Origin of the sequence: Tropicimonas sp. S265A (assembly GCF_049800835.1) — a bacterium.
Classification (GTDB): Bacteria; Pseudomonadota; Alphaproteobacteria; order Rhodobacterales; family Rhodobacteraceae; genus Dinoroseobacter.
Window position 1 is genome coordinate 51,868 of the sequence record NZ_JBNAFU010000005.1, and the last position, 21,804, is coordinate 73,671.

Annotated in this window: 14 protein-coding genes and 1 riboswitch; of the genes, 10 read left to right on the plus strand and 4 right to left on the minus strand. The window is 64.1% G+C overall.

What is annotated here, in order from left to right; genetic code table 11:
• Nucleotides 1-15: 15 nt before the first annotated feature.
• Nucleotides 16-2,034 (plus strand): tetratricopeptide repeat protein, encoded by a 2,019-nt coding sequence (locus tag ACP15N_RS13295; RefSeq protein WP_425092795.1) that lies wholly within the window; start codon nt 16-18, stop codon nt 2,032-2,034.
• 9 nt (nt 2,035-2,043) lie between these two features.
• On the opposite strand, the gene smc is transcribed toward ACP15N_RS13295, so the two are convergent.
• Nucleotides 2,044-5,496 carry a chromosome segregation protein SMC gene (smc, locus tag ACP15N_RS13300; protein WP_425092796.1) on the minus strand — a complete coding sequence of 1,151 codons (3,453 nt, stop codon included), beginning with the start codon at nt 5,494-5,496 and terminating at the stop codon, nt 2,044-2,046.
• 192 nt (nt 5,497-5,688) lie between these two features.
• Nucleotides 5,689-5,907: riboswitch (cobalamin riboswitch) on the plus strand.
• 37 nt (nt 5,908-5,944) lie between these two features.
• On the opposite strand from smc, the gene ACP15N_RS13305 reads away from it, so the two are divergent.
• The 4 genes from ACP15N_RS13305 to cobN all read left to right on the plus strand — a co-directional run bounded on the left by ACP15N_RS13305 (nt 5,945) and on the right by cobN (nt 12,142).
• Nucleotides 5,945-6,622 (plus strand): energy-coupling factor ABC transporter permease, encoded by a 678-nt coding sequence (locus ACP15N_RS13305; protein WP_425092797.1) that lies wholly within the window; start codon nt 5,945-5,947, stop codon nt 6,620-6,622.
• 97 nt (nt 6,623-6,719) lie between these two features.
• A complete protein-coding gene (cobW, locus tag ACP15N_RS13310; RefSeq protein ID WP_425092798.1) occupies nt 6,720-7,802 on the plus strand; it encodes a cobalamin biosynthesis protein CobW in 1,083 nt (360 codons plus the stop codon).
• 132 nt (nt 7,803-7,934) lie between these two features.
• Nucleotides 7,935-8,396, plus strand: coding sequence for a hypothetical protein (locus ACP15N_RS13315; RefSeq protein ID WP_425092799.1), 462 nt, complete (start codon nt 7,935-7,937; stop codon nt 8,394-8,396).
• A 68-nt stretch (nt 8,397-8,464) separates the two neighbouring features.
• Entirely contained in the window at nt 8,465-12,142 is a 3,678-nt protein-coding gene (gene cobN, locus ACP15N_RS13320; protein ID WP_425092800.1) for a cobaltochelatase subunit CobN, read from the plus strand.
• 114 nt (nt 12,143-12,256) lie between these two features.
• Here the strand turns inward: cobN and pnp are convergent, their stop codons facing one another.
• The gene (gene pnp / locus ACP15N_RS13325; RefSeq protein ID WP_425092801.1) at nt 12,257-14,392 is read right to left on the minus strand and encodes a polyribonucleotide nucleotidyltransferase; all 2,136 of its coding nucleotides are present in this window, start codon (nt 14,390-14,392) and stop codon (nt 12,257-12,259) included.
• A 287-nt stretch (nt 14,393-14,679) separates the two neighbouring features.
• On the opposite strand from pnp, the gene ACP15N_RS13330 reads away from it, so the two are divergent.
• From ACP15N_RS13330 to ACP15N_RS13345, 4 genes are all read left to right on the plus strand, one after another.
• Nucleotides 14,680-15,276, plus strand: coding sequence for a hypothetical protein (locus ACP15N_RS13330; protein ID WP_425092802.1), 597 nt, complete (start codon nt 14,680-14,682; stop codon nt 15,274-15,276).
• The gene (locus ACP15N_RS13335) at nt 15,270-16,199 is read left to right on the plus strand and encodes a hypothetical protein (protein WP_425092803.1); all 930 of its coding nucleotides are present in this window, start codon (nt 15,270-15,272) and stop codon (nt 16,197-16,199) included. The genes ACP15N_RS13330 and ACP15N_RS13335 overlap by 7 nt, the downstream gene beginning before the upstream one ends.
• Nucleotides 16,200-16,307: 108 nt before the next feature.
• Complete coding sequence (locus ACP15N_RS13340) at nt 16,308-17,306, plus strand: hypothetical protein (RefSeq protein ID WP_425092804.1); 999 nt, start codon at nt 16,308-16,310, stop codon at nt 17,304-17,306.
• A 116-nt stretch (nt 17,307-17,422) separates the two neighbouring features.
• The gene (locus ACP15N_RS13345) at nt 17,423-18,490 is read left to right on the plus strand and encodes a sodium-dependent bicarbonate transport family permease (protein WP_425092805.1); all 1,068 of its coding nucleotides are present in this window, start codon (nt 17,423-17,425) and stop codon (nt 18,488-18,490) included.
• Between the two features lie 86 nt (nt 18,491-18,576).
• On the opposite strand, the gene rpsO is transcribed toward ACP15N_RS13345, so the two are convergent.
• On the minus strand, nt 18,577-18,846 hold the full coding sequence (gene rpsO / locus ACP15N_RS13350) for a 30S ribosomal protein S15 (protein WP_425092806.1): 270 nt from the start codon (nt 18,844-18,846) through the stop codon (nt 18,577-18,579).
• A gap of 160 nt (nt 18,847-19,006) precedes the next feature.
• On the opposite strand from rpsO, the gene ACP15N_RS13355 reads away from it, so the two are divergent.
• Nucleotides 19,007-19,711: a hypothetical protein gene (locus tag ACP15N_RS13355; protein ID WP_425092807.1), complete on the plus strand. Its 705-nt coding sequence runs from the start codon at nt 19,007-19,009 to the stop codon at nt 19,709-19,711.
• Here ACP15N_RS13355 and ACP15N_RS13360 read toward each other — a convergent pair.
• A complete protein-coding gene (locus ACP15N_RS13360) occupies nt 19,708-21,654 on the minus strand; it encodes a M1 family metallopeptidase (protein WP_425092808.1) in 1,947 nt (648 codons plus the stop codon). The genes ACP15N_RS13355 and ACP15N_RS13360 overlap by 4 nt on opposite strands.
• Nucleotides 21,655-21,804 lie beyond the last annotated feature (150 nt).

Genomic DNA, 21,804 nt, shown 5'->3' on the forward strand with positions numbered 1-21,804 from the left:
TATTGAAGCGGTTCCATGCGCATTTCAGTCCTTTCCGCTGTCGCCCTTTCCCTGGCATTTGTCGCACCCGGTGCGGTTGACGCGCGGACGCTGTCCGTCGATCCGTTCATGTCGGACGGAGAGGCCGCATATTCCACCGCAACAACCACCCTCGCCGATGTACTGAGGGACTACGGAGACACCGGCGCCGTTGCCGGGGCGCTGCCCGAAGATACAGCCGACGACCCGATCCTTCAGGCGCTGCGCGCGATCACCCTTGCCAGCGCGGGCGATGTGTCGGAGGCGCGCACGGCGCTTGCCCGCACACCTGAAAGCCGGGCAACCGTGTGGGGGCAGATCGCACAGGCGATCATCCTGCGCGCCGAAGGCAATCTGGACGCCGCGCGCGACGAGATCGACGCCGCGCTGGTGCTGGGCGCGAACAACGCCTACGCGCACAACATTGCCGGTACAATCGCCGCGAGCCGACAGGACTGGGCCAGCGCGGTCGAAAGCTTCGGCACCGCCGCGCGCCTGAGCCCGGATGGCGCGCTGTACCTTGCAAATCTGGGGACCGCGCAACGGGTCGTGGGCGCCTTTGCCGATGCTGCCCGATCACTGACCCGGGCGCTGGACCTGAACCCGCAATCCTGCACGGCCGCCATCGGGCGCGCAGACCTCTTTGCCCTGCAAAACAACATCTCGGCTGCGCGGGACGATCTGGAGTTGTGCCTGGCGACCGCCACGCCGCACCCCCAGGCGGCAACGCGCCTGGTTGAGCTGTTGCTTGAAGCGAACGCGCTGGACGCCGCCGAAGAGACCCTGGCCATCCATCAGGACCTGCTTGGCGCGTCGGTAGCGGCGTTGCGGGCAGAGCTGGCCTTGCGCGATGGCAGACCGGCAGACGCGCGCGTGCTGCTTGCGCAGGCCACGACGTTGACGCCAGCGCAACGCGAGGTGAACAAGGCCTATAGCCTGATCATGCAGCGCCGCGACGCCGAAGCGTCGGAGCTTCTGGCTGAAAGCGCACTGGAGGGCCCGGCCCGCCTTGCACTGGACGCCGGGTTGTCGGTCATCCTGGGCATGCCGCTGCCAACAGGGCTTCCGCCGCAGGATCCGATGATTGCGATGTTCGCTGCGCTCGCGCCCGGCAGTGCCACTGCGCCGCAGCGGTTTCTGGAGATGTCCCGGGCAGCAGATGTGGTACCCGGGTTCCGGGTCGATGGATTGACCGAACAGGCCATAAGTGCTGCCAGCACGCCCGAGATGCGCGCGGAGCTTTCCCGCGGGATCTTGTTGATCGCCCGCGATCTGTACGGCCCCGCCGCCGAGGCCTTTGCCGCCGCCGAAGCCGCATCCGGCACCACGCCAGACGCACAGGAGGCGCGTGCGCTTGCCCTCTATTTCAAGGCAAGCGCCCTGTCGCTGGCGCGGGATGTCCCCGGGGCGGAGACCGCGCTTGAACAGACCGTAGCGCTGGCCCCCGCGTTTGCGGCAGGTCAGTTCTTTCTTGCCGAAACGCGCGCGGGCCAGGGAAAATTCGCCGAGGCCTTGCCCGCGTACGAGGCCGCGCATGCCACCGCCCCGAGTTCGGCAACGGTGTTGCGGGTCGGAATGGCGGCGGAGGCGGCGGGCATCCCCGAGACAGCGGAGCGCGCGTATCGCGAGCTGATCACATACATTCCCGACAGCCATGTCGGTTACAACCAGCTGGCCTGGGTGCTCGTGTCGAATGACGGTGACCTGGACGAGGCGCAGGCCCTGGCCGAGCGCGCCCTGACCATCGCGCCCGGCGACCCTGCGATCAAGGACACGCTCGGCTGGACGCTGTTCAAGAAAGGGGATCCGGCTGCCGCGCTGCCCTATCTGCGCGCGGCCCATGATGCCGGAACCAGTGCCTCTGCGCCGTTGATCGCGTTCCATCTGGCCCAGGCCGAAGCCGCGATGGGCAATGACGCCGCAGCGCGCGCGTTGCTGGACGAGTTGCTGGCCTATGGCGATAAGGCGTTCGTGTTCTCGCAACAGGCACGGGCGTTGCGCAACCGGTTGAACTGATCGACCGCCTCAGGCGACCAGTGTCTCGGCCCGCTTGAGGTCGACGGAGACAAGCTGGCTGACACCCTGTTCCCCCATTGTCACGCCGAACAACCGGTCCATGCGGGACATGGTGACCGCGTGGTGGGTGATGATCAGGAACCGCGTATCGGTGCGGCGGCACATCTCGTCCAGCAGGTCGCAGAAGCGCGTGACATTGGCATCGTCCAGGGGCGCGTCGACCTCGTCCAAAACACAGATCGGAGCCGGGTTGGCGAGGAAAACCGCAAAGATCAGCGCCATCGCCGTCAGCGTCTGCTCGCCACCCGACAGCAGCGACAGGGTCGAGAGTTTCTTGCCCGGCGGCTGGCACATGATTTCCAGTCCCGCCTCCAGCGGATCATCGGACTCAACCAGCACCAGTTTTGCCTCGCCACCGCCGAACAGGTGCGTGAACAACATGGAGAAGTTGGAATTGACCTGCTCGAACGCGGTCAGAAGCCGCTCGCGCCCCTCGCGGTTGAGGCCTGAAATGCCCGAGCGCAGCTTGCCGATCGCCTCTTCCAGATCGCTCTTTTCCTGCGTGAGGGTCTGGTACTCCTCGTCCACGGATTTGGCGTCTTCTTCGGCGCGCAGGTTCACGGCCCCCATTGCATCGCGTTGCCGCTTGAGGCGGTTGACCTCTGCCTCGATCTGCTCGGCCGGCGGCATTTTCTCGGACTCGCCACCAAGTGTATCGAGCAGTTGCTGCGGGGAGACGTCGAGTGCTTCGCGAATGCGGTCCGCAGCGAGCGTGACGGTTTCGATGGCGGCCTCGGCGCGGGCCTCGGCGCGGGCACGGGTCTCGCGCGCCTCGGAGGCCGCGCGTTCGGCGTCGCGTTCGGCCTGTTCGGCCTTGCGCAAGCCGCCTTCGGCTGCGCTGAGCGCGTCCGCGGCGTCGGCCTTGCGGGCCTCGGCCTTGGCGATTTCCTGCGCCAGCGCGTCGCGCTGACGTGCAATGTCGCCCGGGGCCTCTTGCGCGGATTTCAACTCGGTTTGCGACGTTTGCCGCCGGTCCGCAAGCTCGGCACTGCGTTTGGCCGCCGTGTCCAGCCGGTGGCGCCACCCGCTGATCTGTTGGGTGATCTCCTGATCACGCTTGGTGCGGGCTTCCCCTTCGCGACGCAACTCGTCATGGGCAGAGCGCTTGGCCAGCATCGTCATGCGCGCGGCATCGACCGTCATGCGCACCTGTTCCACCTGGGCCCGCGCCGTCTCCAGATCGTCAAGACCCTTGAGCGCAGCCTCGGCCTCTGCCACCGCCTTGCGGGCTTCGAGAGCCTCTTCGCGAAAGCGCGACACCGACATGGTCAGGGTTTCCAGCTTGCCAGCCAGAATATTCTTGTCGGCCTCCGCCCGGCTCAGTGCGCGGCTTGTGTCCCCCAGCGCGCGCTCTGCGGCCTTGCGGGCGTCTCGCGCGGTTCGATCGGCTTCGGACGCTGCACGCAGATCAGCTTGCAGACCCTCATGAACAGCGCGCGCGGACGCGGCCCTGGTGTCTGCTGCCGACAGATCCGCGCGCAACGTGGTCAGGCGGTTCATCTGCTGAAGGCGCGCGGCAGCCGCCGAAGGCGCATCCTCGGCTCGGGCGCTCAGTCCGTCCCACCGCCACAGGTCGCCTTCCACGCTGACCAGACGCTGGCCCGGCAAGAGGGCGGGTTGGAGGCGCGCGCCCTCGGCCCGTTCGACCAGACCCACCTGCGCCACACGGCGGCGGAGCGCGGCCGGAATCTCCACGTGGTCGCCCAGGGGCGACACCCCCGCAGGCAGCGGCTGCGCCGCATCGTAGTCCGGCAGCGTATGCCAGCCGGACGCATCTCCCTCGACCTCCGGGGCCTTTAGATCGTCTGCAAGCGCGGCCCCCAGAGCGGCCTCGAACCCGACCTCCGCCGTCACGGCATCGAGAACCTGCCCCCCTTCGGCCCGCGCGCGGGCCACCAGCTTGTCGAGCGCACCAACCTCCGCCCGCAGGGCACTTGCCTCGCCTTCGGCTTCGGACCGGGCCGCCCGTGCTTCGGCCTCTCGGGCTTGCAGCGTGGCGCGATGCGCCTCGGCTTCGGTCAACGCGGTGTCGGCGGCCTCGGCCTGTGTCTGCGCCTCTGTCTGGGACGCTGTCGCAGTGGTGAAGCGCGCATCGGCATCGGCCAGAGCCACCTGTGCCTGCGCGACCGCTTCCTCGGATCTGGTCGCCTGTTCGGCGGCGCGGGCCTCGGACTTCTGCGCATCCTGAAGCATCCGCTGCGTCGACTGATGACGTGCCGCGAGCCGTGCCACATCTTCGGTCAGCTCGCTTTGGGCGGTTTCGCGGTCCTGAAGGATTTCGGCCGCGGCGCGGGCGGCCTCGGACGCCTCGGTCAATCGCGTATCATGTCCTTCTGCGGCCTTCCGGATCTCGGCCTGTTCCCATTCCAGCTTTTCGATAGTCTCGCCCGCATCGGTGTTCAGCGACGCCTCACGGGCAATGTCGTTTTCCAGTTGCGCAATGCGCGCCACCAGCGTGTCGATCATTTCCCGCGCGCGGGCTTCCTGATCGGCCAAGGTGTCGCGCTGGACATGAAAACGCTGGACGACGGCGGCGGCGATCGCGTCTTCCTCGCGCAGGGGGGGAAGCGCGTCTTCCTGGGCCACGCGGGCCTTGGCGGCCTCCCGCGCGGCTGATTCCGCCTGTGCAGCCTCGGTGGTGCAGGTGGTCAGGTCCCGGGCCGCAAGCAGACGCGCCTCGTCCGCCTCGCGCCAGCGCCGATAGAGCAGCAGACCTTCGGCCTTGCGCAACTGCGTTCCGATCTCACGGTAACGCGCGGCCTGCTTGGCCTGACGTGCAAGGGTCGCCAGCTGGCTGGCCAGCTGTTCCAGCACGTCATCGACCCGTTCGAGGTTCGATTCCGCCCCCTTGAGCTTCAATTCCGCCTCGTGACGGCGTTGATACAGCCCGGAGATGCCTGCCGCTTCTTCCAGAATGCGGCGGCGCGCCTTGGGCTTGGCGTTGATCAGTTCGGCGATCTGACCCTGCCGGACGAGCGCCGGCGAATGCGCGCCGGTGGAGGCGTCGGCGAACAGCATCTGCACATCGCGGGCGCGCACGTCCTTGCCATTGGTCTTGTAAGCCGAGCCGACATCCCGGGTGATCCGGCGAATGATTTCCAGCTGTTCGGCATCGTTGAACGCCGCAGGTGCACGCCGGTCGGAATTGTCGATGGTCAACGAGACTTCTGCAAAATTGCGGGCCGGGCGCGTCGCGGCCCCGGCAAAGATAACGTCTTCCATGCCACCGCCACGCATCGCGGTTGGGCGGTTCTCGCCCATGACCCAGCGCAGGGCCTCCAGCAGGTTGGATTTGCCGCAGCCATTCGGGCCGACCACGCCTGTCAGCCCGTCCCCGATGATCAGATCGGTGGGGTCGACAAAGCTCTTGAAGCCATTGAGGCGAAGCCGGGAGAAGCGCACGCGCAAACCCTTTCAGCGGTGATTCCAACACCCCACAGGGTCGGGACTCCGGCTCTCCGAGTCAATGGGGCATACCATATATGGCCCAACGACCTAGGCTCACCACGGCATCTGGGGCGTTTATCCACAGGGTGTGGGCGCGACCAATCTGCCAAGGTGTAAAATCGCCTTGACGCCAAACTGTCACGAGGCGCACAACGGGTGTGCTTAGGTTCCCCGGTGGCGCAAAGCGTCGGGGATGAAATGGGAATGTGGTGCGGACGACCCAAGTCGGGGTCCAACGCCACAGCCGCCCCCGCGACTGTAAGCGGTGAGCGCCCGTCCGACACCACTGGCTCGCCTCGGGCCGGGAAGGGGACGACCGCGCCACGACCCGCGAGCCAGGAGACCAGCCGAGCGTCTTGAAACCACCTCCGTCGGGTGTGACGGATATCGTAGGGACACGATCATGCATATCGAACCGGGCGTCGTAAACGGCGCGAAACTCGCACTTTCATACGCAACGGCCGCCGGCGCGGGCCTGTGGACCGTCAAGCTGGCCTGGGAGACGCTGAAAACCTCCTCCGTGCCGGGATTCGTGGCGCGCGTTGCGGCCTCCACCCTTGCGGTTTTCTTCTTTTTTGAAGTTCTTCCGAAATTCCCGGTCGGCGTGTCGGAAGTCCATTTCATCCTCGGCTCGACGCTGTTCCTGCTGTTTGGCGCCGCCCCTGCTGCGCTTGGGCTTGCGCTGGGGCTTCTTGCACAGGGGATGATGTTCGCGCCCGGCGACCTGCCCCAGTATTTCATGAACCTCACCACGCTTCTGGTGCCTCTGTTCGCCATCAGCGCGCTGGCCAGGAAGATCATCGCGCCGGGAACCCCGTATGTGGATCTGAGCTACGTTCAGGCGCTGAAACTTTCCACGGCTTATCAGGCCGGCGTCGTGGCGTGGGTCGGATTCTGGGCGGTCTACGGTCAAGGAGCCGGCGCCGAGAACATGGCGGCCATCGCGGCCTTCGGCGCGGCGTACATGCTGGTGATCATCATCGAGCCGCTGGTCGATCTGGCGGTGCTGGCTGGCGCGAAGTCGATCCGCGACATCTCCAAATGGCAGGTCTTCCACCCGCATCTGCACAAGGGCCACTGAGCCTTCACGGCGCGCGCACCGCGCGCGTCTTGCCATCAATCGGTCGGCGACGGGGTTTCCGTCGGCGGCTTAAGTGCGTTCTGACCGTGAGACCTCCATGCCCAGCAAGATACCCGCAACTGTCGTAACCGGCTTTCTTGGTGCCGGGAAAACCACGCTCATCCGCCACATGCTGAGCAATGCCGAAGGGCGCAGGATTGCCCTGATCATCAATGAGTTCGGCGATCTTGGCGTTGATGGGGAAATCCTGAAGGGCTGCGGCGACGCCGCCTGCAAGGACGAGGACATCATGGAATTGTCGAACGGTTGTATCTGCTGCACCGTGGCCGATGACTTCATCCCGACGATGGAAAAGCTGCTCGCGCGGGACACACCGCCCGACCATATCGTGATCGAGACCAGTGGGCTGGCCCTGCCGCAACCGCTGGTGCGTGCGTTCAACTGGCCGGGGATTTCCACCAAGGTCACGGTCGACGGCGTGGTGACAGTGATCGACGGAAAGGCAGTGACCGAGGGGCGCTTCGCCCATTCGGTAGAAGCCGTGGACGCGCAGCGCAAGCAGGACGAGAACCTCGATCACGAAACACCCCTGTCAGAGTTGTTCGCCGACCAGGTCGCCTGTGCCGACATGCTGGTTGTGAACAAATCCGATCTGTTGTCGGCGGGTGAGGCGGCAGGACTGACGCGCAAGCTCAAATCCGAGGCCCGCGCAGGCGTTCAGGTCGTGTCGGCATCCCACGGGTCATTGCCCGTGGATGTGCTGTTGGGTCAGGGCATAGGGGCGGAATCGGATATGGCGGCGCGTCACGAGGTGCACCACCATCACCACGACCATGACCATGACCATGACCATGACCATGACCATGACCATGAGGATCATCATGATCACGACCACGATGCGTTCACCTCGTTCGTTGTGGACCTGCCGGAAGTGACTGATCCGGATGCCTTTGCGCGGAAGGTCGCAGACGTGATCCGCGACCATGATATCCTGCGGCTGAAAGGGTTTGCCGCGGTGACGGGAAAACCCATGCGCCTGACCTTGCAGGCGGTGGGGCCGCGAATCGAAACCTATTTCGACAGACCGCTCACAGAGGCCGAGGGACGGCGCGCGCGGCTGGTGGTGATCGGCCAGCGGAGTCTGGACGAGGCCGCGATATCCAAAGCGCTTCGAGCTTAGACACAAGAAACCACAAGTTAATTTGAATCAAGAGTGGGGCAGTATTTCGCAGTCCCCCTCGAAAAGCTGTATCAGAGATGTCATATTTATCATGAGGGGCGTGAATCCGCGGAGGATTCGGAAAGAGGACCGATGGCGCAAGAGCTTCGGATTTACCGGGCCAGTCCGTTCGATCAAAAGGCGCAGCGGTTCCTTGTACCGCCGAAATCAATTGAAGCGCCCGACCTGAGCGATCTGTCCGGCCCAAAGGCCTTTTTCTATCTGGCCGAGCGCGAGGACCAGCCTCTGGGCTGCATCTCCCTGCGCAACATGGGCAGCTTTGGTCTCGTGAGCGCGCTGCACTTCATCCCAGAACAAGAGCACACCGCGCTGCCAGATATCCTGATCGAACAGGTTGAGACACAGGCACGCAGCCTGCGATTGCCGGTGTTGCGGGCCTGGGTCGGCAGGCTGCATCCAAGTATACAGGCAGCGTTCACCCGCAACGGGTTTTTCCCCGATTGCGCGGCGAATGATGACGACCGAATGGCCATCTACGAACGGCACCTGAAGCGCGGTGCGGCCCGTGCTTCGGCCAAGCGTCCGAGCGTGTGAAACCCTCGATTGCCGGTGTCCGGCAGTCTTGATACACCGCCCTGAACGACAAGGAACAGGGCATCTCCATGCATCTACTGGCGGCAACACCGGGGGCCATTGACGATGGGCAGGAGCCTGTCGATCTGGGGCAGACCCCGGCGCCGCTGATCGTCATTTCCGCCGCCGATACCGAGCTTGCCGCCCTGTCGGAAGCGCGCGGCGCGATGGCATCCCCCCCACAGATGCGGCTCTCCAACATGATGCACTTGCGTCATCCGATGTCCGTCGATCTGCATCTGGACACATGTGCCACGCAGGCGAAGCTGGTCGTCGCGCGGGTGCTGGGCGGCACGGGCTATTGGCGTTATGGGGTCGAGCAATACGCGGCGCGCTGTGCGCAGGCGGGCGTTGCGCTGGCCCTGTTGCCCGGAGATGACAAGCCGGACCCCGACCTTCGTGCTGTGTCGACCGTGGCGGATGCGGATTACGACGCGCTCTGGGCATACCTTGTCGAAGGCGGGCCGGAGAACAACACTAATTTCCTGCGTTATGCGCAGGCAATGATGGACGGGACGCCGCGACCGGCGGGGGCGTCCCCTTTGTTGCGGGCCGGTGTCTACTGGCCCGGGGCCGGGATCGCGACGCTTGAGGCCGCGCAGGCGGCGTGGACAGTGGGCGCGCCCGTGGTGCCGGTGGTGTTTTACCGGGCACTGGTGCAAGGCGCGGGGTTGCATCCAATCAACCGTTTGGTGCGCGCCTTGCTGAAACGGGGCCTTGCCCCACTGCCGGTCTTTGTCGCCTCGCTGAAGGATCCGCTCAGCCAGGCGACGCTGGACCGGCTCTTCGGGGATGCGCCGCCGTCGGTGATCCTGAACTGCACGAGTTTTGCAGTGGGGACACCGGACCAGACGACAGGCCCCATAAACCCCTTGACCGCCCCGAGCGCGAATGACGCACCGGTGTTTCAGGTGATCCTGTCGGGCGCGTCGGAAGCGGCTTGGGAAGACAGCGCCGCCGGTTTGTCGGCGCGGGATATCGCCATGAACGTGGCCTTGCCGGAGGTTGATGGACGCATCCTGAGCCGGGCCATCAGCTTCAAGGGGGAGGCATATTACGACGAGGCCACCGAGTGTCCGATCGCCAGCTATCGCGCGCAGGGAGACCGGGTGGAGTTCGTCGCCGATCTCGCGCAGAACTGGTGCCGTTTGCGCGCCACGCCGGTCGCGGATCGAAAGCTGGCGCTGATCCTCGCGAATTACCCGAACAAGGATGGGCGTCTGGCCAATGGCGTGGGCCTTGATACACCTGCGGCAACCGTGAGCGTTTTGCGCGCATTGTCGCGCGAAGGCTACGATGTTGCCGACCCCCCGCGAACGCCTGATGTGCTGATGGCATCGATCATGGCAGGGCCAACGAACTGGTTGACCGACCGCGCCACACGGACGGGCGGCGCGCGCCTGTCGCTGGAGGATTACCAAGCGGCCTATGCCGGGCTGCCGCTGGAGCTGCGCGCGGCAATTGAAGACCGCTGGGGGGCTCCGGAGGAGGATCCGTTCTGCACAGACGGAGCCTTTGCCCTGTCGATCCTGCGGTTCGGCAGCGTTGTGGTGGGGGTGCAACCCGCCCGCGGCTACAACATCGACCCGACCGAGACGTACCATGCCCCGGACCTCGTGCCGCCGCACAACTATCTGGCGTTCTACATCTGGCTCAGGGTAGTGCATGGTGCGCAGGCGCTGGTGCACATGGGCAAGCACGGCAATCTGGAATGGCTGCCCGGCAAGGCCGTCGCCCTGTCGCAGGCGTGTTGGCCCGAGGCGATGATGGGCCCCTTGCCCCATGTGTATCCGTTCATCGTCAACGACCCCGGCGAAGGCACGCAGGCCAAGCGACGCGCACAGGCTGTGATCATCGACCATCTGACCCCGCCGCTGACACGGGCCGAGACTTATGGCCCGCTACGCGATCTCGAGGGGTTGGTGGACGAATACTACGAGGCCGCAGGCGTGGACCCGCGTCGGATCACGGAACTGCGCCGCGAAATCCTGTCCATGACCTCAGCCACCGGGCTGGATCGCGATGCCGGGTTCACCGGCGATGAGGACAGCGATCTGGCAAGGCTGGATGCATACCTGTGCGAGTTGAAAGAGGCGCAGATCCGCGATGGACTGCATGTGTTCGGCACCTCGCCCGAGGGCGGGTTGGCGCGCGATCTGACCATTGCACTGGCCCGCCTGCCGAGAGGAAATGGCACCGGGCGGGATGCGTCTCTGCTGAGGGCGCTGGCGGGAGATTTCGCGCTAGGGTTCGACCCGCTCGATTGCGAGATGGCCGAAGCCTGGGCAGGACCGAATCCTGAGGCGCTGGTCCGCGTTTCGGACGATCCGTGGCGGAGTTCGGGCGACACGGTGGAGCGGTTAGAGTTGCTGGCGCAGGATTTGTTGGAGGGGTTAGAGGCCCCCGGCCCGCAAAGCGCGGACGTTCTAGCCGAAATCCGAGAACGGATCGCGCCAACGGTTGCCGCATGCGGACCGGCAGAGGAGGCGGGGCTTCTCAGGGCCCTGGAGGGCCGCTTCGTCGCCCCGGCGCCTTCCGGCGCGCCCACGCGGGGACGGCTGGACGTATTGCCGACGGGGCGCAATTTTTACTCGGTCGATAGTCGGGCGGTGCCCACACCCACCGCGTGGAAGCTGGGGTGGAAGTCTGCCAACCTGTTGATCGAGCGGCATTTGCAGGACCAAGGCGACTGGCCGCGCACGATGCTCCTGACGGCCTGGGGCACGGCGAATATGCGCACGGGCGGCGATGACATCGCACAGGCCCTGGCACTGATGGGCGTGAAGCCGCAATGGGACAGTGCGAACCGACGGGTGACCGGGTTCGAGGTGATCCCGATCTCGGCCCTCGGGCGGCCACGGGTGGATGTGACCTTGCGCATCTCGGGCTTTTTTCGGGATGCGTTTCCGCAGCAGATCGCCTTGGTCGACAGTGCCGCGCGGGCCGTGATGGCGCTGGACGAGGCGGAGGCGGAGAACCCAGCGGCCGCGCGGGCCCGGGCCGGCGAGGCGCAGGCGCGGGTTTACGGCTCTAAACCCGGTGCTTACGGCGCGGGGCTTCAGGCGCTGATCGACGAGCGGATCTGGAATGACGCGTCCGATCTGGGCGCGGCCTATCTGGAGTGGGGCGGCTACGCCTATGGCGCGGGTGCGGAAGGGCGCGCGGATCGGGGCGGACTGGAACAACGCCTCGGGCAGGTCGAAGCAATTGTCCAGAACCAGGACAACCGGGAGCATGACCTGCTGGACAGCGATGATTACTACCAGTTCGAAGGGGGGGCCGCGGCGGCAGTCAAGTCCCTGCAAGGGCGGGAGCGCCCAATCTATCACAATGACCATTCCCGCCCCGAGCGCCCCGTGATCCGCACCCTGGACGAAGAGATCGGACGCGTGGTGCGGTCGCGTGTGGTCAATCCGAAATGGATCGAAGGCGTGAAGCGCCACGGCTACAAGGGAGCGTTCGAGATTGCCGCCACGGTGGATTACCTGTTTGCCTTTGCCGCGACGACGGGAGCGGTGCGCGACCATCACTTCGATCTGGTCTATGGCGCGATGCTGGAGGATGAAGCAACGCGCGGCTTTATCGCCGAGCACAACGCGCCAGCGCTGCGCGAGATTGCGGAGCGCCTGAGCGAGGCAATAGAGCGGGGGCTCTGGCGGCCAAGTTCGAACTCGGCACAGGCGATGCTGGAGCGGTTGCGCGCCTGAGGGACGCCGGGGCTGGCGGAGGCCGTGGTCTTGAGTATTTGAGCAAAGAAGAAATGCAAAACGCCCCGGCATTGGACCGGGGCGTCTTTGTTTTGATCATAGAAAACGCCGTGCTTAGTCGGCGGTTTCTTCTTTCTTGGCTTCTTCACCGGTTTCCTGATCGACGACTTTCATAGACAGGCGGACCTTGCCGCGATCATCGAAGCCTAGCAGCTTGACCCAGACTTCCTGACCTTCCTTGAGAACGTCGGAGGGGTGGTTCAGGCGGCGGTTTTCAATCTGGGAAACGTGCACAAGGCCGTCCCGTTTGCCGAAGAAGTTCACGAAGGCCCCAAAGTCGACGATCTTGACGACCTTGCCGAGGTAGATCTTGCCTTCCTCGGGTTCGGCGACGATCGAATGGATCATCTCGTAGGCTTTCTTGATCGCTTCGCCATTGGCAGACGCGATCTTGATGATGCCGTCGTCGTTGATGTCGACCTTCGCGCCAGAGGTTTCCACGATTTCGCGGATGACCTTGCCGCCAGAGCCGATGACTTCGCGGATCTTGTCGGTCGGGATCTGCATCGTCTCGATACGCGGGGCGTGCTCGGAGAACTCCTGACGGCCTTCGGATAGCGCTTTGCCCATCTCGCTGAGGATGTGCAGACGCCCGTCCTTGGCTTGTGCGAGGGCCTTTTCCATGATCTCGGGCGTGATGCCCGCGACCTTGATGTCCATCTGCAGCGACGTGATCCCGTCCTCGGTCCCAGCCACCTTGAAGTCCATGTCGCCGAGGTGATCCTCGTCCCCGAGAATGTCGGTCAGAACCGCATACTCGCCGCTATCCTCAAGGATCAGGCCCATGGCCACACCGGCCACCGGGGCCTTCAGCGGCACGCCTGCATCCATCATGGACAGCGAGCCACCGCAGACCGACGCCATCGACGACGAGCCGTTGGATTCGGTGATCTCGGAGACCAGACGGATGGTGTAGGGGAAGTCGGTTGCAGCCGGCAGAACCGCCTGAAGGGCGCGCCACGCAAGCTTGCCGTGGCCGATCTCCCGCCGTCCCGGAGGGCCGAAGCGGCCCACTTCGCCGACCGAGTAGGGCGGGAAGTTGTAGTGCAGCAGGAAGTTCGACTTGAAGTTGCCGTGCAAGGCGTCGATGAATTGCTCGTCATCGCCGGTGCCCAGCGTGGTGACCACAAGGCCTTGCGTCTCACCCCGGGTGAAGAGCGCAGAACCGTGGGTCCGGGGCAGGACGCCCACTTCGGAAGAGATCGGGCGCACAGTGTCGAGCGCACGCCCATCGATCCGCTTGCCGGTCTTGACCACGTCGCCGCGCAGGATGGAGGATTCAAGCTTCTTGAAGGCGGAACCCAGGTTCGCGTCTTCCAGTTCCTCGTCCGACAGTTCGGCTTTCACCGCATCGCGGGCGGCCGCGATGGCAGTTGTCCGTTCCTGCTTGTCGGTGATCGCAAACGCCGCGCGCATCTGATCTTCGCCCAGACCTTTGATCTTGGCATAGAGGTCCGAATAGTCCGGCGCCTGGAAATCAAACGGCTCCTTGGCGGCGTCTTCGGCCAAATCGATGATCAGGTCGAGCACGGGCTGCATCTGTTCGTGACCGAACTTCACTGCACCCAGCATTTCGGCTTCCGACAGCTCATAGGCTTCGGACTCCACCATCATCACCGCGTCCTTGGTCCCCGCAACCACGAGGTCGAGGCGCTGATCGGGGTTGGTGCGCAAATCCTGCATGTCATCGACGGTCGGGTTCAGAATGTACTCGCCATCCTCGAACCCGACGCGCGCGCCCGCGATCGGGCCCATGAAAGGCACACCCGAAATGGTCAGGGCCGCCGAGGCCGCGATCATTGCCACGATATCGGGATCGTTTTCCAGATCGTGGCTCAACACGGTGCAGATCACGAGGACTTCGTTCTTGAACCCATCCACAAACAGAGGGCGGATCGGACGGTCGATCAGGCGCGATGTCAGCGTCTCTTTCTCTGTCGGACGCGCTTCGCGCTTGAAAAAGCCACCGGGGATCTTGCCGGCGGCGTAGTATTTCTCGTTGTAGTGCACGGTCAGCGGAAAGAAATCCTGCCCCGGCTTCTGGGCCCGGGCATAGGTGACCGCGGCCATGACGGAGGTTTCTCCGTAGGTGGCGATGACACAGCCATCCGCCTGACGGGCAATCTTGCCCGTTTCGAGGGTCAGCGTATCTTCCCCCCATTCCATTGTCTTTTTGACTACTTTGAACATCTGTTTTTCCTGTAGGGGAGCACTCCCGGCCTTCCGGGTCTCCCGTTCATATCGCGGCCCCATTGCCGCTGACCCCTGTCCTTTGCATCACGCCGGGGTCGGTGCGTCACGTCTCAGATGCGCGGGGAGTACATCAGTTTAGCGCTAAAGGAAAGCGTTTCCGGGCCGCCGTAGCGTCGGGCTTCGGTGCGGCCTGCGCCGCGTCGGATCGGTCCGGTTTTCGCGCGCCCGATTGCCCGAAAAGCCGTTTTTCTGCTAGGATCGGGTTTTTACCCAAGGTTATTTGCATGCCCCTGTCTCTGGATCCCGTCGTGTTGTTTCGCATGGGCGAGCGCCTGACGCTCACCGTGATCGTTATCCTCGTCGCGCTGATCGTGATGGTCGGTTTCTGGCGCACGGTCCAAAAGGTCGAGATCACAGAAGGCAAGGCGCTTGGCCTCGCCGGGTCATTCATGTTCTCTACCCCTGTTCTCGTTTTGCTGGCGATAGTCGGATACGCATGGGTCAGCCTGTCCAACCCGATCACACTGGCCACGACGACCGCGACTGCCGAGACCGACGACACGCGTCAGGCCAGTGGGGGGGTGGTGACATCGGAATTCATCGGCATGGGGGCGACCCGGGCCGTAGATACGACCCCCTACGATCTGACCATCGCACAACGCCGCGTGCGAAGTCTGAACTGCCTTGCCAGTGCTGCCGGGGAGCTGACGCAGAGACAGACGGATGATCTGGCAGACACCAAGCTGGTGTTGATGGGGCAGGTCTGGTCCGAGGACTGGGGCGATTCGGAGGCGTTCGCCATCTGGGCGCGCGACCCGTCAGGGCCCGCCCCATCCGCTACCGCAGCCAATTTCTTCAATGAAAGCCACGTAATATGCTGATCCGTAGTCTTGTTATCCTGTGCCTCTGGCCCAGTCTGCTTGCCGCGCAAGTCACCTATAGCCGCGCCGACCTGGACCGGGTTCAGGCGCGGGCCGTGCCGACCATCCTGTCGGTGTTCGAAGATGACATTCTGGGGAACCTGCCGCGGGCGTACCGCCAGCAGGCGCGGAACATCCGCCTGGAGTTTCCCGATACCGGGCCCAGCCCGTTGTCGTTCTATGCAGAACCGGCTCGCCAGACAATTACCATGCCGCTCGCCTCGATCCGGTTTTTCGACGATATGGCGACCGTGTTCGCGTGGTTCGAGGCCCGGCAATGCCAACCGGAATACATACAATCCTATCTACATGCCTTGCTGCGACAGGGGCGCCCGTTGCCGGCGCCGCTGACCGCGTTCGCAATAGACCGGGATATCGCCTTTGCTGACGCCTATACCTATGACGTCTCGGGCAAGATCTTGAGCTCAGGCATCCAGTTCATCCTCGCGCATGAAGTCGGGCATCTGCTGCTGAACCACCGCACGGATGTGGACAGCATCGGGTCGCAACGGCAGGAGGAAGAAGCGGACCGCTTCGCCCTAGAACACTTCGCGCGGCTGGGCGGGTCCCCGATGGGCGTGTTCTGGTTCTACATGATGGCGTGGTGGCAGGACCCGGTCACTCAGGACCGGCGAGACCATTCGCACCCGGTCTCGCCGCAGCGGATCACGGCCCTGTCCGACCGCCTTCTGGCCAACCCGATAGATTTCGCCCATGGCGAGGCGGACCCGGCGCGGGAGGCCGCGTTCATCGGGCAGCTTGGACAGATGATTGCAGAACTCAGCACGCTGATCGACGATGACGGGATGCTGACCCTGATGCCGTTGACGCTTGAGCGGGACTTCCCCGTCAGCCGTCTGGAACTGGCCTGTCCGACCAGCTGAGACCAGCGCACGCTCTGATGACACGCGGGTAACCCATTGGCGTGTAAAGCCGGTACTGGCGGCGGATGGCCCGCAGCCTGTTTCCACTTGCGCGGAAAGGACACGCCAATGGCACAACGCATCATCTTGATCCACGGTCGCAGCACCAAGCCCGCCAAGGCCCGTTTCGCCAAGCTGCAACGTCAGGCCCTGCTGCAAGGTTTGCGACGTGCGGATCCCGTCAAGGCTGAGAAAGTGGCCAATGGAGAGGTCAGTGTCGACTACGTCTATTACGGCGACATCAACAACCGGATCCTTCGAGAGGCACTCGCGTGCCACAAAGACACGCTGACCGATAACGACCCGGCCTTCGACGCTGCCCCGAGCCTACCGGACACGGGCTATGCGGAGGCGATCAACCAGTTGTCGGCACTCGGGCGGTTCGACCGGCGCGCCTATCGCAAGGTTCTGGCCGAGAACACGGACCTGCGGTTCGTCGACAACGCGGCGCGTGCTGTATCGACCCTTGCAGCGTTGGCGACCGGCGCCTTGCTGAACGAGGTTGCGATCAAGCTCGCGACCGCGGATATGGGCGCGTACCTGATGCGCCGCGCGGTCGGGTCTGCGGTGCGCGAACGGTTGCAGACCCCGCTGAAGCGGGCCTTGAAGGCGGGCGACGATATCTGCCTGATCTCCCACTCGATGGGCTGCATCGTGGCCTACGACGTGCTTTGGAAGTTCTCGCGCATGAGCGAGTACCGTGATGTTCGCGCGGGCGGAAACCGGATTGCGAACTGGATCACACTTGGCTGCCCGTTGGGCGAAGCCGGGGTGAAAGCCTATCTCTACGATGCCAATGAACGCGCCTATGAGGGCGGGACTGACAAGCACCCCAAGCACATCGTCCGCAGATGGGAGAATATCGCCGCACGGGATGATTTCATCAGCCATGATGCCACGATGCGCGGGGACTACCGCGACATGACACGGTTCGGCTATGTGGACTCGATCCGCGACCAGCGCATCTACAATTGCTGGACCAAGGACGGAACGTCCAACCCGCACAAGTTCTACGGCTATCTCGTCAACCCTGTCACGGCACGCGTCATCACGGACTGGATCGCCTGACCCCGCGCCTGCAAGCTCTCAGTTCCATTTTACAGAACAAATTATATCAAAACTTGTATTTTTATGTATGCCTCGGGTCCCCTAGTTAAGGGCGAACACCAGAACCGGAGCGCCCCATGGACTTACTTTTTGAGATTCTCAGCACGATGCTGATCCAACTGCAAAAACCCACCCTCGCCTTTCTGATCGGTGGGATGCTGCTGGCAGCGATGGGGTCGAAGTTCGAAGTCCCTGATCCTGTCTACAAGTTCATCGTGATCCTCCTGCTTCTCAAGGTTGGCCTCGGAGCAGGGATATCGGTGCGCGAGGCTGATCTGGTGGCCCTTGCCGTACCAGCGCTTGCCGCGGCTCTCGCCGGGATAACGATCGTCTTGCTGGGTGCGCGGACGCTGGCCCGGCTCAGAGACGTATCGCATATGGACGGGATGGCGACCGCAGGTCTGTTCGGCGCGGTCTCGGCCTCCACACTCGCGGCGGGCATTGCTGTGCTCGACGACGGCGGGATCGCATATGAAGGCTTCATCGGCGCTCTCTATCCGTTCATGGACATCGCCGCACTCGTCACAGCGATCGTGTTGGCGCGGATGAGCGCGGACCGCAAACTCGCCCGGCCCGTGCAGGGCGACGGCACCGCTGCGCTGACCGTCGGCGGCACTGGCGGCTTCGGGGCACCGGCCCTCGACGGCAAGATGATCAAGGGCATTCTGGTCGACACGTTCCGGAGCCCGGCAATCTCGGCGCTGGTGCTGGGTCTGGCCATTGGCATGTTCGCCCGGCCAGAAAGCGTCTATTCCAGTTTCTATGAGCCGCTTTTCCGGGGTCTGTTGTCGATCCTGATGCTTGTCATGGGGATGGAGGCGTGGTCGCGCCTGTCGGAGTTACGCAAGGTGGCCCATGCATACGTGCTCTACGGCCTTACGGCTCCCATCATCCACGGCCTGATCGGATTTGGTCTGGGCCTGGTCGCCCATCAACTGACCGGCTTTTCGGCTGGCGGGGTCGTTCTGCTGGCGGTCATGGCGGCATCCAGTTCGGACATTTCCGGCCCGCCCACGATGCGCGCCGCCCTGCCGGAGGCCAACCCTTCGGCCTATGTGGGCACCTCAACGGGACTGGGCACCCCGGTGGCCATCCTTTCAACTCCGCTCTTCATGGCGCTGGCCGATGTCTTCATCGGTCTCTAGGCGCGCCAAGGGTCGCGGCCAGAACCAATGCACAAAAACAAAAGGGGCCGCATGGGCCCCTTTTTCCTTTGGGTTCGGCGCTGCGGCTAGCGGCGCAGACCCAGCGACGAGATGAGCTTGGTGTACCGCTCTTCCTCTTTCGCCTTGAGGTAATCCAGCAGTTTCCGGCGCTGCGCCACAAGCTTCAGAAGGCCACGACGGGAGTGATTGTCTTTCCCATGTGTCTTGAAGTGCTCTGTCAGCGTGGCAATGCGGCTGGACAGGATCGCAACCTGCACCTCGGGCGACCCGGTGTCGCCTTCCTTGGTACCATATTGCTTGATCAGTTTGGCTTTTTCTTCCGCAGTGATCGACATCGGGGTCTCCTTGGTTAAGGGTGAAGGCACAAGCCGGGATGTCGTCCAGCAGGGCCCATGGAGGCACCACCCAACCGGGGTGGATGCGGGCACATAGCGGGATTCCCCGAGCAAGGGAAGCCCTGTATCCGGTTGCGAACGCGATAAAAGGAACCTGCCATTGAAAAACTGGTCTTTGCCCACGCTGTTGCTGACCGCCGCATTCTTTATCGCCCCGCTTGTCGCGGACCCGTTTACCGGCTTTCGCGAAGATCAGTTGCCATTTCCGCAGGATAAGCCGCCGCTCCAGCCCGCGGGTTACGCATTCTCGATCTGGGGCGTGATCTACGTGTGGTTGCTCGCGTCGGCCGTGTTCGGCGCCATGCGGCGTGCCGACGATCCCGATTGGGACGATGTCCGACTTCCCCTCTGCCTCAGTCTGGCCGCCGGTGTGCCCTGGCTTGCTGTCGCCACCCAGAGCGCTGTTGCAGCAATGGCACTGATCTGGGTCATGGCCGTGCCCGCGATGATCGCCACCTTGCGCACGCCGTTGACAGACCGGTGGTGGCTGGCCGCCCCTGTCGCCCTTTATGCCGGATGGCTGACGGCGGCGTCCCTTGTGGCCACCGCGACCGTACTGGCGGGCTACGGGATCGGTCCCGGACCGGTCGGGTTGGCATGGCTTGGCCTCGGTGCGGCCTTGATCATCGCGCTGAACGTGCAAAGCCGCAACGCCCCCTTTCCCTATGCGGTTGCGGTGGCATGGGCCCTGGTCGGGGTGGTTGTCAGCGCGCTCGGCGACCGCCCGCTTCTGGCGGCTGGCGCCGCAGCGGGAGCTGCGATCGTGCTGCTTGTCGGAGCAAGAAAGGGCCGTGTACCGACCTAGTTGAAGCGTGCCGCCATCGGACTGTTGCGCACCGTCCAGACCCCGGTTTCCAGCGCGCCTGCATTGGGCAGAACGTAGGACCGGTTGGCATAGTAGCGCAGCCGGGCGAAATCCTGTGCCAGCACGTCGGGGCGCGGCGCCGACAGGAACAACCAGTCGCGCCCCTCGCCATCGGCCTCCACCCACGCGGCGGACGCGCTGTTGGCGATCTGCGCTGCCGGAGGCGTGGAGAATGCATCCGCGCGTGCTGCCAGCACATCATCGCGCGTGCCAATCACAACGCGCGGACCACTGTCGTCATCGGTCCCGGGGCGACGCAGCGCACGCGCCCGCCATGTTTCGGCAGCTTCGGCATAGGCGGGTGTGGCAACCTCCAGGTCAACGGACTTGGCGGAAAATACCTCGGCCATCACCTTGGCCCGCTCCCCGGGCCAGAGCGCACGCGCAACCTCGAACCCCGGATCTATGGCCACCGACCGGGGGGCCGTCTCGAATGACAGGACAACTTCACGCGACCGTGCATCCAGCCGCACCAGTTCCGTGACGGGTCCGGTGTCCAGATCAACTCGCACGGGCACCAGCAGATCGTACACCGGCCCGGTCTGGGTTTGCGCCAGCGTCAGCGATACTGTCTCGCCCGCCACCGACGCCCGTTCAAGGCGCAGTGCGGGCAGGTCGCTGCGATCCAGCCATTGCTCGAAAAACCCTGTCAGGTCGCGCCGCGAAACCCGCTCGAACGCGGTTTGCACGTCATCCCAACTGGCCAGCTCGAATTGTTGGTCGCTCCAGAACGCCTTCAGGCCCGCTTCGAAAACGGGCGCACCAATTTCCGTTCGCAGCATGTGGAACATCAGCGCTGTCTTGCCATATCCGACTGCCTGGCTCTGCCCATGCCCGGCCGTCCGAAAGGCGCGCACGGGGCGCCTGCGTTCTTCGGACAAGGCCGACAGTTCCGTCAGCCAGTCCCCGCGCAGGGATACGTCGTTCCCTGCATCCGCAGCCAGTGCGTGATCGGCGAGATAGGCCGTCATCCCCTCCGCCCAGTTTCCGCGCGCGTAATCCACCGCGACGGCGTTTCCAAGCCAGCTGTGCAACACCTCGTGCGCCAGAGACCGGCCCTGCATGTACGGGTGCGGCAGGATTTGACTGCCGACATAGGTCAGCCCCGCGAACCCGAGACCCACGGGAATGGGCGCAGCCACAATGGAAAACTGGCCATAAGGATAAGCCCCGATTTCCGTGTCATAGCGTTCAACATACTGCGCTGCCGCTTCGAGATAGGTGTCGGACAGCGCCGTCAGATCCGGGGGAAAATACGTGCGCACGGTAAGTTCACCGATCTTGCGCGATGCAACTTCGTAGGGTCCGAAAAACACCGAGGGCGGCTCAAGCGCGTTATCGAAGATGGCCGTGACACGCTGCACGCCGTCATCGTCCACCTCGTCGTGCAGAACCCTGCCTGTGACCGCGACCCGCCAGGGAGCGGCCACCTGAACGTTCAGACGGTAAGTCGCGGTGGTTTCAACCTCCGGCACCCATCCGGCCTGGCCAAGCAGATACCCCCCTTCGGGAGAAAATCCGGCGGCACCGAAGCGGTGTGTGATATCGGGCAAACGACCAGAGGCTGTCATCTCGATCTGCCCTTCCGTGCCGGCGCGCAGGCGCATACCCATCCCATCCGCGGGGCGGTCCTGTTCCTTGCCCTTGAAGGTCAGCCGATCGATCCCGAGCCACGCCCCGGCCGGGCGGACCACGACGGCCTCTCCGGCGGGCGAGGCTACGGATTGCGCCGCGATGCGCCCGCTGGACGGGTCAATCGTCAGCGTGATGTCAACGATCGGGGCATCCTCCGCGCCGTTGCCTGCGCGCGACTGAGCGGATGCAGAGGTCGCGACGATGACGTTGGACAGGGCAAGGATCAACAGAACCAGAAGAACGCGCATGGGGCAGGCCTCGTCTCGAAAGCGGCCCGCAGATCGTGCCGTTACCAGAAGCCTAGCGCGCAACCTGCGACAAAAAAGACCTCAGCCGAGTCAGCTTTGCCGTGGCCAGAGACGTGCAAAGTATTGATTTGATGCACTTTAAGCCTGAAC